Source organism: Tamlana crocina (assembly GCA_040429635.1).
Taxonomy (GTDB): Bacteria; Bacteroidota; Bacteroidia; order Flavobacteriales; family Flavobacteriaceae; genus Flavisericum; species Flavisericum crocinum.
This window is the reverse complement of sequence record CP158972.1, coordinates 1087481-1098997: the sequence shown is the minus strand read 5'-3', so window position 1 is coordinate 1098997 and position 11517 is coordinate 1087481. Positions and strand designations below refer to the sequence as shown.

The window sequence follows — 11517 nt, the reverse complement described above, 5'->3', positions numbered from 1 at the left end:
AGATTTTTAGGTAAACGCTACTTTACGTTAGATAATCATTATTTTTGAAGAAACAATTTTAAATATGTCTATTGAAGTCGTTGGCGTTTCAAAACTGTACGGAAAACAAAAAGCGTTGAACAATGTATCCTTTACGATTGAAAAACCAGAAATAGTGGGTTTTTTAGGGCCTAACGGCGCTGGAAAATCGACTATGATGAAAATTTTGACCACTTACCTAAATGCTGATACGGGAAAAACCAAGGTAAATGGCCACGATGTAAGCCAAAATACCAAACAAGTTCAGCAAAGTGTGGGCTACTTACCGGAGCACAATCCGCTTTATTTAGATTTATTTATAAAAGAGTACTTAACGTTTAACGCGAATATTTACGGCGTGGGCAAAAACCGCATAGAAGAGGTTATTGAACTCACCGGACTTACTCCCGAGGCCCATAAAAAAATTGGTCAGCTTTCAAAAGGCTATCGCCAGCGGGTAGGTTTGGCAAATGCATTGTTGCACGATCCTGATGTATTGATTTTAGATGAACCCACCACAGGACTTGACCCAAACCAACTTATCGATATTAGGAATTTGATAAAATCCATCGGAAAAACAAAAACCGTTTTCCTTTCTACCCATATTATGCAGGAAGTCGAGGCCATGTGCGACCGCGTTATCATTATAAACAAAGGTGAAATTGTGGCCGACAAAAAACTGAAAGATTTACGCGACGAAAAAGAGCAAGTGGTAATTGTAGAGTTCGATTATCGGGTTGAGGATGCCTTTTTGCTAAATCTACCTAAAGTAAAACAAGTAGCGAACACCTATGGGTTTGTTTACGAAATCACTTTTAAAACCGCAGAAGATATGCGCTCGCATGTTTTTGATTTTGCACACGACAACCAATTAAAAATTCTTCAGCTCAATCAAAAAAACGCAAGCCTAGAGTCGCTTTTTAGAGATTTAACTTCCAACTAAGTTCAAGTATGATATTTATCATTAATAACCCAAAACGCACTTGTTAATTTTGCAACAACAAGTAAATAAAATGTTGTTTTCAAATAAAAACTAATAACAATGAGTAAAGGAATTTATGTAGCCACACTAGAGCCCAACAGCGGAAAATCGGTAATTGTTCTGGGCTTAATGCGCATGCTTTTGGGCAAAACGGCCAAAGTAGGCTATTTTAGGCCCATTATTGAGGACACCGAAGATGGCGAAATGGACAACCATATAAGCACCGTTATTTCCCATTTTGAAATTGACCTCAACTACAAAAAAACCTTTGCTTTTACGCGAAACGAAGTATTAAACCTTTATAATAAAGGTAAAGCTGGCGATGTTATCGACGAAATCATTAAAAAATACAAATATCTTGAAGAGCATTTTGATTTTGTTTTGGTTGAAGGCACCGACTTCTCCCATGAAAACTCCAGTATAGAGCTAGATATCAACTTGCTGATTTCAAAAAACCTGGGACTTCCCGTTATTATTGTTTGCCAAGGCGACGGCAAAACGGTATCCGAAGTTGTTGACCACGTACAATTGGCGCACGATGCTTTTAAAGAAGAGGTGGACGTGCTTTCCATAATGGCCAACAAAATAAACCCTGAAGATATTTCGTCTTTAAAAACTCTTTTGAAGTCAAGAATTAACGAAGACACCGATATTAACGTTATTCCAAAAATTGGCAGTTTGGCCAGCCCAACCATCAAAGAAATCGTAAAAACACTTAACGGCGAACTCCTTTTTGGCAAGGACATGATTAACAACCAAGCCGAAAGCTATAGTGTTGGTGCTATGCAATTGCGCAACTACTTAATCCACCTCAAAGAAAATGCCTTAGTCATTACACCTGGCGATCGTGCCGATATTATTTTAGGAGCACTTCAAGCCAATATTTCTAAAAACTATCCTAAAATATCAGGTATCGTTTTAACTGGTGGATTGATTCCGGAAGATCCTATTTTACGCCTCATTGAAGGACTTTCAAGTGTAGTGCCCATCATTAGTGTAAAAAGCGGTACGTTTTCAACTACCAATACCATCGGAAAAATAAAATCGAGGATTTACGCCGAAAACATCGAAAAGATAAACACCTCTATTGAAACTTTCGAAAAACATATTAATACCGATAAATTAGCTAACGATCTCATTACACACAAATCGGGTATTTTTACTCCGAGAATGTTCCAATACAATCTGCTTCAACGAGCTTTAAAAGACAAAAAGCACATTGTTTTACCCGAAGGCTACGACGAGCGTGTTTTGCGAGCCGCTGCAAGATTAATACATGCACACGTGGTCGATTTAACCTTAATCGGTGAAAAGGATAAAATTAGAGAAATCATAGAAAAACAAGATATCCCATTAAATTTAGAAGACGTTAATGTGGTATCTCCCACCCATTCTCCTCATTTTGAAGACTACGTTAACACCTTTTATGAGCTCAGAAAACATAAAAACGTAAACCTAGACATGGCCAGAGATGCCATGGCCGATGTATCTTACTTTGCCACTATGATGATTCATAAAGGGCATGCCGACGGTATGGTATCGGGTGCTGTGCATACCACCGCCCACACTTTACGTCCGGCTTTACAGTTTATAAAAACCAAACCTGGTGTAAATATTGTTTCTTCGGTATTCTTCATGTGCTTGGAAGACCGCGTATCTATTTTTGGCGATTGCGCCATCAACCCTAACCCCAATGCCGAACAGCTAGCAGAAATTGCAATTTCTTCAGCGCAAACGGCACTAAATTTTGGAGTAGAACCCAAAGTGGCCATGTTATCGTATTCTTCGGGCACATCTGGAAAAGGGGAAGATGTTGATAAAGTGCGTCAAGCCACACGAATAGCTAAAGAAAAAGCCCCCGAACTAAAAATTGAAGGCCCCATTCAGTATGATGCGGCTGTTGATATACGCATTGGCAGAAGCAAACTTCCAGACTCTGAAGTTGCCGGACAAGCCAGTGTTTTAATTTTTCCAGACCTTAACACCGGGAACAACACCTATAAAGCCGTGCAACGAGAAACTGGGGCATTGGCCATTGGCCCTATGCTGCAAGGCCTTAACAAACCCGTCAACGATTTAAGCCGTGGCTGTACGGCAGATGACATTTACAGCACCGTAATTATAACCGCTATTCAAGCCCAAGATCTCTAAACATGCAAGTACTTGTTCTAAACTCAGGAAGTTCATCCATAAAATTTCAATTGTTTTCAATGCCAGAAGAACAAATTCTTTGTTCGGGGTTAATTGAGCGCATTGGCATGAACGATGCCCGATTTGTTTATAAAACCGCCGATGACTGTATAGAGGTAGAAACCCCTATTTTAACCCATAAAAAAGGACTAAAATTATTATCTAAACAGTTACTGGACTCCAAAACCGGAATCATCAAGTCTAAAGACGATATCGATATTGTTGGGCATCGTGTGGTACAAGGCGGGGCATTGTTTGATAAAACCACCGAAATCAACTCCATAGTAAAAGAGCAGATTAATGACTTGTCGAGTTTAGCACCTTTGCACAACCCTGCCAACTTTGAAGGCATTAAAGTAGCCGAAACGGTTTTCCCAAAGGCTAAACAAGCTGCTATTTTCGATACTGCATTTCACCAAAGCATTCCTGAATATGCCTATAGATACGCAATTCCGGAAACACTTTTCAAAAAACATAAAATACGCCTGTACGGATTCCACGGCACCAGCCACAAATATGTTTCGGAAAAAGCGATTGAGTATCTCGAAAAAAAACAATCGAAAATTATTACCATCCATTTAGGTAATGGCTGTAGCATGACCGCCATAAAAGACGGTAAAAGTATAGACCATTCCATGGGTTTAACCCCCTTGAACGGCTTAATCATGGGAACACGTAGCGGCGACATAGATCCTGCCGTTATTTTCCATTTGGCAAAAAACCTAAGTTACAGTCTTAGCGATATTGAATCCCTTTTACTAAAAGAAAGCGGCATGATGGGCTTAACGGGCTACAGTGACTTAAGGGATATTCTGACAAAGGCAGAACGCGGCTACAAAAGTTGCCAATTAGCACTGCAAATGAATGCTTACCGCATAAAAAAATATATAGGAAGCTATACCGCCATTTTAAATGGATTGGATGCTATTGTTTTTACTGCGGGCATAGGAGAAAACTGTTCCTATGTAAGGGAATTGGTTTGTAAAGACCTTGAGTTTTTAGGGATTGAAATTGACGAGGATAAAAACCAAATTCGCACTAAAACCCTCCACGATATTAGTGCAAAAGGGGCTAAAGTTAAAACTTTGGTTATACCAACCAATGAAGAATTGGAAATTGCCAAACAAGCGGTAGAGCTATTCGAAAATTAATCGGCCTTTGTAAAGCTCCTCCACATTAACCAATGGAGGCTGGTTCACGGAAATGACATTTCCTACACCCCGAATAACACCTGTTATTTCCTGTTGTGGGTTTACAACCATATCGTTCGAGCTTCGGTTGTTTACATTTACCTTTTGGGCTATTAGATTTCTGCCTTCATAACGCGCGTTCCCGGCCGCAAAATTGATGTTCAAATTTTCGGTTTCGCCTTCAACGTAGCACACCGAAAGATTATTAAAAGCTACAGTCAAGTTTTCATTGTTCAAATTCAGTCTAAAATCGCCCACATTGAAGGTATCTGGCGCACCAAAATCTTCTGAAAACAAAGTCAGGCTTGGGTAAGTTAAAACACCGTTTGAACTGATATCGTATTGGGTAGAACTTCTAATTTCGGTAAGGTTTGGCGAGGTTACAAATACTTTGGTTATACCGTAATCACGTACATAATTACAGGTATTGTTATTGGTTAAAACAAGTCGATTTTCAATCACCTCAGCAACCACATCATTCATCAAGTTTTTTCCGGTTTCAACGATTACTTTTTGTTCTGCCCCTTGTGTGATGACCAATTCAACATCTCGGTTCACCAGAATTTTATTAAAGGAAGGAAGCATCACTTCATTTTGGATGGGTTCTCCTGCCGTTTGAAAGCAATCGCCTGTGTTTTCGCTATCGCACGACCACAAAACCAACGCACATAATATGTAAATTATTTTCTTCATTTTACAATCGTACACCAATTCCAAATTCCACACCTTCAGCTTTTGCTCCGTGTGATTTTAAACTTAAAGTACCGAACCACTTTTCTCCAAAATAGCGTTTTAACCCCAAACGCGTGTAAACCCGACCTTCAAAATCGAATGGATAATGCACATAATAGCCCAATTGGGTGAGTAACGACATCCTATTTATAAACAATTCGTGCCCAGCAAAAACACCAACCCGTTTATGATCCTCATCGCCCGACACCTCTTTTTCAGGAAAAGCGACGCTTTCATAATAAATGAGTTCCTTTAAAAAATTGGAAAAAAACACGTCGCCCCCCAATTGCAGTGCACTGGTTTTATTAATGCGCTTATCGGCATAAGCAGAGGCCACATACATAGCAAACTGTCCGCTGCCAACCACATCGCTTTCATTAATACCACTTCGAAATACTAAATTATATTTAATGGGTTCTGAAAACTCTTGATCGGCTTTTTTATCTAAATCGCGTTGATATTCTAAATCGGTGTCATCCAAATTATAATTCAATCCCACATTAAAAGTCACGGAATTAGTACCATTATTGGGTGATTTTACATTAGCGTTGGAATAATGAATCAATGAAAAACCAGCTTGAAGTCCGAATCTATCAAAAAGCCGTTCTTTTTTATAGTTGAGCATCACATAGGTACTGCTCATAAATTTCGAACCAAAAGCCACATTTTTAAAATTGCTTTCTTTATGGTACGGATTGGTATTGTATGCCAAACCTTGGCCCACCCTAAACATCAAATTCCTTTTAAAAAAGTAAAAATTGTAATGGGCGTACAGTGAATAATTATTGCCCAGAACCTCGTTCTTTAGATTTTGATAAGCGAACGAAATCCCGTAATCGGGAAAATTGAAACGCTGCTCCCAATCGTTGAAACCGTACGTTTTTTTGTTCCAGCCAATAATGCTTCCTTCGGGATGCCCCTGAATTAAATGTAGAATTTCATTGTTATGCAATGCGATATTTCCGTAGAAATAATTGACATCCACATACGAAGTATGTTGCTTTTCCTGGGAAAAAACTAATACTGAAACCAGCAACATAATGTAGGTTAAAATAAACCGCATGACACTAAAATTTGGGGCAAATGTAACGGAATATTTAAAATAACGCCGAAGCTATAGCTTTTATGTTATCGCTTTTTCCCATGGAATAATAATGCAAAAACGGCACACCAGCATCTTTCAATTCCTTCGATTGCTGAATGGCAAACTCAATGCCTACTTGTCTCACGGCCTTGTTATCTTTACAATTTTCAACAGCATCAATTAAATCTTGTGGTAAATCAATTTTAAACACTTGGGGTAAAATTTGAAGGTGACGTTTTACCGCAATAGGCTTAATTCCCGGGATAATAGGTACGGTAATCCCTATTTCTCTAGCCTTATCCACAAACTCGAAGTATTTTTTATTATCAAAAAACATTTGGGTAACCACGTAATCTGCTCCGGCATCTACCTTAGCTTTCAGCCGTCTTAAATCCGTTACCAAACTTGGTGCTTCCATATGCTTTTCGGGGTATCCGGCCACACCAATACAGAAATCATAATTATGCTCAATCTCCACATCATCATGTAAATACTTACCGTTGTTAAGGTTTGTGATTTGCTCGACTAATTCGCTCGCATAAGCATTGCCGCCTTTGGTTGGCACGAAATAAGATTCATCTTTTCTCGCGTCTCCTCTTAAAGCCACGACATTGTCAATACCCAAATAATGACAATCAACCAACACATATTCGGTTTCCTCTTTGGTAAAACCACCGCACAACAAATGTGGAATCGCATCAATTTTATACTTGTGCATAATCGACGCACAAATACCCACCGTACCGGGGCGCATGCGGGTAATGCGCTTATCTAAAAGGCCATTGCCTTTATCAACGTAAACATACTCCTCGCGCGATGTGGTTACATCAATAAACGGCGGTTTAAATTCCATTAACGGATCTATATTACCATACAAATCCTGAATATTGGTTCCCTTTTTTGGTGGAATCACTTCAAACGAAAACAAGGTTTTTCCGTTGGCGTTTTTTATGTGGTCTGTTACTTTCATTTCTCTAAATCCCCATAAGGAGCTTTAATTTGTTATATTTTTATTCTTTTCAGCTTTTTTGGCGTTACCCATCCAACAGCATTTCCCAATGCTTGGGTCGGGCTATTCGTTACAAGTCCTCGCTCCTAACGTCGCTCCGGGCTTTCCACTTCTATCCCTAACGCACCACTGTCATGTGATGCTGAAACAAGTTCAGCATGACGACACTAATCGGCTATATTGGCATGCAACCATTTTCTGGCCACCTCTTTTTCAATGCCTTTTCTATTGGCATAATCGGTAACTTGGTCGTCGGTAATTTTCCCCAGTCCAAAATACTTCGCTTCCGGATTGGCGAAATAATAACCCGAAACTGCCGCCGCTGGCCACATGGCCAAACTTTCGGTAAGCTTTACACCAATAATTTTTTCCACCTCCAACAAGTCCCAAATGGTTTCTTTTTCCAAATGGTCTGGACACGCCGGATAACCGGGAGCCGGACGGATTCCTTTATAACTTTCCTTTATCAGTTCGTCATTACTCAAATCTTCATTCGGTGCATAGCCCCAGTGTTTTGTTCGCACTTGTTGATGCAAATATTCGGCAAAAGCTTCGGCAAATCTATCGGCAATCGCTTGGGCCATGATAGCGTTGTAATCGTCCTGTTTTGCTTTATAGCTATCCGCCAATTCCTGAGCGCCAAAAATGCCCACGCAAAATGCGCCGACATAATCAGTTTTACCACTTTCCTCTGGTGCGATAAAATCGGCCAAAGCATGATTAGGCACCCCTTCGCGTTTACTCAATTGTTGACGCAATGTCCTAAAAACAGCTATTTCTTTGCCCTTTTTCTTCACTGAAATGTCGTCGTCGTTTATGGTGTTGGCTTCAAACAGACCAAAAACCGCTTTGGGTTTTAAGGATTGCTTGGCGATGATTTCTTCAATCATCACTAGGGCTTCGTTGTACATAATGGTTGCTTGTTCGCCCACCACCTCGTCAGTCAAAATATCGGGGAATTTACCGTGCAAATCCCAACTTCTAAAAAACGGACTCCAATCTATAAACGGCAACAATTCCTTTAAACTGAGCTGCTTCAACATTTGAACGCCCATTTCGTTGGGCTTCACTATTTCAGCGGCTTCCCAGTCAATTTTATATTTTCTTTTACGGGCTTCCTCAATCGAAATATATGATTTCTCTTTTCCTCGTTTTAAAAACTTGGTACGGAACTCATCATAATCCTTTTTCAATTTCGCCACGTACTCGTGCGATGTTCTTTTGTTCAATAAATCGCCCACAACGGTTACCGCTCTGGAGGCATCGTTTACGTGCACTACCGCGTTTTGGTATTGTGTGTCTATTTTTACGGCCGTATGTGCTTTAGATGTCGTAGCGCCCCCAATAAGCAGAGGCAACTCAAATTTTTGGCGTTGCATTTCTTTGGCGAGGTACACCATTTCATCCAGCGACGGGGTGATTAATCCCGACAGCCCAATGGCATCCACACGTTCTTTAATGGCGGTTTCTATAATTTTTTCTGGTGGCACCATTACGCCCAAATCCACAATTTCGTAGTTGTTACAAGCCAATACCACGCTCACAATATTTTTACCAATATCGTGCACATCGCCTTTTACAGTGGCCATTAAAATTTTACCAACGGGTTCTGATTTATCTGATTTTTCGGCTTCAATAAACGGATTGAGATACGCCACGGCTTTTTTCATCACTCGCGCCGATTTCACCACTTGTGGCAAAAACATTTTTCCGGCCCCGAACAAATCACCCACCACATCCATTCCAATCATCAAATGGCCTTCAATAACCTCAATAGGTTTATCGGCTTCTTGTCTGGCCTGCTCAACATCTTCAATAATATAAGCATCGATACCTTTTACCAACGCATGAGTTATTCGGTCTTGCAACGGGTTTTCACGCCAAGATAAATCTACCGCTTTTTCAGCTTTGGTACCTTTTACCGTTTCCGCAAACTCCAACAAACGTTCGGTAGCATCATCTCGGCGATCTAAAATCACATCTTCGATATGCTCCAACAAATCCTTCGGAATATCATCATAAACCTCCAGCATAGCTGGGTTTACAATACCCATATTCATTCCGGCCTGAATCGCATAATATAAAAACACCGAGTGCATCGCTTCGCGGACAATATTATTTCCTCGGAAAGAAAACGACACGTTGCTTACCCCACCGCTAACACTCACATTGGGCAAATTTTCACGCACCCAACGCGTGGCTTCAATAAAGTCGATAGCATTTTTTCGATGCTCGTCCATACCCGTTGCCACAGGGAAAATATTCAAATCGAAAATAATGTCTTCGGAAGGGAAACCGACTTTGTTTACTAAAATATCGTACGAGCGTTTGGCGATTTCAATACGGCGTTCGTAATTATCAGCTTGCCCAACTTCATCAAACGCCATAACAATCACGGCGGCTCCATAACGCAGGATTTGCTTGGCTTCCCAGATGAATTTTTCTTCACCTTCTTTTAATGAAATGGAATTCACCACACATTTTCCCTGAACCACTTGTAGCCCAGCTTCGATGATTTCCCATTTGGAACTATCGATCATTATCGGCACACGGCAAATATCGGGCTCGGCAGCAATGAGGTTTAAAAACTTCACCATGGCTTCCTTACCGTCTATAAGTCCGTCATCAAAATTTATATCGATAATCTGTGCACCTCCATCAACTTGGTGGCGTGCAATATCGAGGGCTTCATCGAATTTTTCCTCCTTGATCAACCGAAGAAATTTTCGTGATCCCGCCACATTGGTTCGTTCTCCTACATTGATAAAATTGCTGTTTTCGTTCAGAATTAGAGGTTCTAACCCTGATAATTTCATGTAACGTGTTTGGTTGTTTGTTTTTTGTTGCTTGTTGTTTGTTATTTCCATTTTTATAACTTCTTGTAATAGTTGATAAATCCGTTAAGCAACTTCATACAAGCTTCTATTTGAACTAGTATTTTATGCAGTTCTTCTTCTGAAAGAAAATTTAAATCTTTAGATAGAAAAGATTGTGTTTCTAATTCATACAAAGAACCTCTTGATATATACAAAAAATGTATTGTTTCCTTTGAAGATTGTCTTCCACACCCTTCTGCTATATTTGAAGGAATGGAAATTGCGCACCTTCTCATTTGGTTTACTATTCCGTAAATTTCTTCTTTAGGATATTCTTGAGTGAATTCATATATGATAGTAACCAACTTTCTGGCTTCCTTCCAAACATCTAAATCTCTATATGATTTCATTACTTTTTTTAATTATCCTAATCTTCGTTATTAATATTCAATTGCTGAAACCAACAGCCAATAACTAGCAACCAACAACCACTTGACGGGGTTTATATTTTGCAGCTATATCTGCAATTACTTTGATGTGTTCTGGCGATGTACCACAACAGCCACCAATAATATTGATTAAATTTTTCTTTAGATATTCTTCAATTTGAGCGCCCATTTCTTCTGGGGTTTCGTCGTATTCTCCAAAGGCATTGGGCAATCCGGCATTGGGATGTGCCGAAATGGCAAAATCGGTTTTATTGGCAATGGCCTCTAAATGCGGCTGCAATAAATTCGCCCCCAAAGCGCAATTGAAACCAATAGAAAGTAATGGCACATGCGACACCGAAATTAAAAAGGCTTCGGCCGTTTGCCCGGAAAGCGTTCTTCCCGACGCATCGGTAATGGTACCGCTTAACATGATTGGGATATCAATGCTTCTCTCCTCTTTTACTTCTTCAATGGCAAACAAAGCCGCTTTGGCATTGAGTGTATCAAATACGGTTTCTACCAACAAAATGTCCGAACCACCATCCATAAGTGCTTCCACTTGTTGCTTGTAAGCTATTCGCAATTCGTCAAATGTTACGGCTCTATAGCCCGGATCGTTTACATCGGGCGACATGCTCGCAGTACGGTTGGTTGGACCAATGGAACCTGCTACAAATCGTGGCTTGTTGGGTTCTTTTTTGGTGAACTCTTCAGCAACTTCTTTGGCTATTTTTGCCGATTGGTAATTGAGCTCGTACACCAAATCTTCCATTTGGTAATCGGCCATCGCGATAGTGGTTCCCGAAAAGGTATTGGTCTCTACAATATCGGCTCCCGCTTCAAAATACTTGGCATGAATGGTTTTTATGGCTTCGGGCTGTGTAATGGACAACAAATCGTTATTGCCCTGTAAAGGCACAGGAAAATCCTTAAAACGTTCGCCACGGAAATCGTCTTCGGTGAATTTATAAGCTTGGAGCATAGTACCCATGGCACCGTCCAAAACCAGAATTCGCTCTTTTAAAGCTGCTCTTATATCTGACATTTTTTTGATATTATCTTTAA

General features: G+C 40.1%; 9 protein-coding genes. 3 read left to right on the top strand and 6 right to left on the bottom strand.

Features of this window, described 5'->3' with window-relative positions; all coding sequences use genetic code 11:
- Positions 1-64: 64 nt before the first annotated feature.
- The 3 genes from gldA (at position 65) to ABI125_04890 (ending at position 4341) form a co-directional block, all read left to right on the top strand.
- Positions 65-961 carry a gliding motility-associated ABC transporter ATP-binding subunit GldA gene (gene gldA, locus ABI125_04900; protein ID XCF07194.1) on the top strand — a complete coding sequence of 299 codons (897 nt, stop codon included), beginning with the start codon at positions 65-67 and terminating at the stop codon, positions 959-961.
- Positions 962-1060: 99 nt separating this feature from the next.
- Entirely contained in the window at positions 1061-3151 is a 2091-nt protein-coding gene (gene pta / locus ABI125_04895) for a phosphate acetyltransferase (protein XCF07193.1), read from the top strand.
- 2 nt (positions 3152-3153) lie between these two features.
- Positions 3154-4341, top strand: a complete 1188-nt coding sequence (locus tag ABI125_04890) for an acetate kinase (protein ID XCF07192.1) — start codon at positions 3154-3156, stop codon at positions 4339-4341.
- Here ABI125_04890 and ABI125_04885 read toward each other — a convergent pair.
- The 6 genes from ABI125_04885 to ABI125_04860 all read right to left on the bottom strand — a co-directional run bounded on the left by ABI125_04885 (position 4327) and on the right by ABI125_04860 (position 11497).
- Positions 4327-5073 carry a head GIN domain-containing protein gene (locus ABI125_04885; protein ID XCF07191.1) on the bottom strand — a complete coding sequence of 249 codons (747 nt, stop codon included), beginning with the start codon at positions 5071-5073 and terminating at the stop codon, positions 4327-4329. The genes ABI125_04890 and ABI125_04885 overlap by 15 nt on opposite strands.
- Before the next feature lies 1 nt (position 5074).
- Entirely contained in the window at positions 5075-6175 is a 1101-nt protein-coding gene (locus tag ABI125_04880) for an acyloxyacyl hydrolase (protein XCF07190.1), read from the bottom strand.
- A 34-nt stretch (positions 6176-6209) separates the two neighbouring features.
- Positions 6210-7166 (bottom strand): methylenetetrahydrofolate reductase [NAD(P)H], encoded by a 957-nt coding sequence (gene metF / locus ABI125_04875; protein ID XCF07189.1) that lies wholly within the window; start codon positions 7164-7166, stop codon positions 6210-6212.
- A 206-nt stretch (positions 7167-7372) separates the two neighbouring features.
- Complete coding sequence (gene metH, locus ABI125_04870; protein XCF07188.1) at positions 7373-10072, bottom strand: methionine synthase; 2700 nt, start codon at positions 10070-10072, stop codon at positions 7373-7375.
- A 2-nt stretch (positions 10073-10074) separates the two neighbouring features.
- On the bottom strand, positions 10075-10431 hold the full coding sequence (locus ABI125_04865; GenBank protein XCF07187.1) for a four helix bundle protein: 357 nt from the start codon (positions 10429-10431) through the stop codon (positions 10075-10077).
- A gap of 64 nt (positions 10432-10495) precedes the next feature.
- Complete coding sequence (locus ABI125_04860; GenBank protein XCF07186.1) at positions 10496-11497, bottom strand: homocysteine S-methyltransferase family protein; 1002 nt, start codon at positions 11495-11497, stop codon at positions 10496-10498.
- Positions 11498-11517 lie beyond the last annotated feature (20 nt).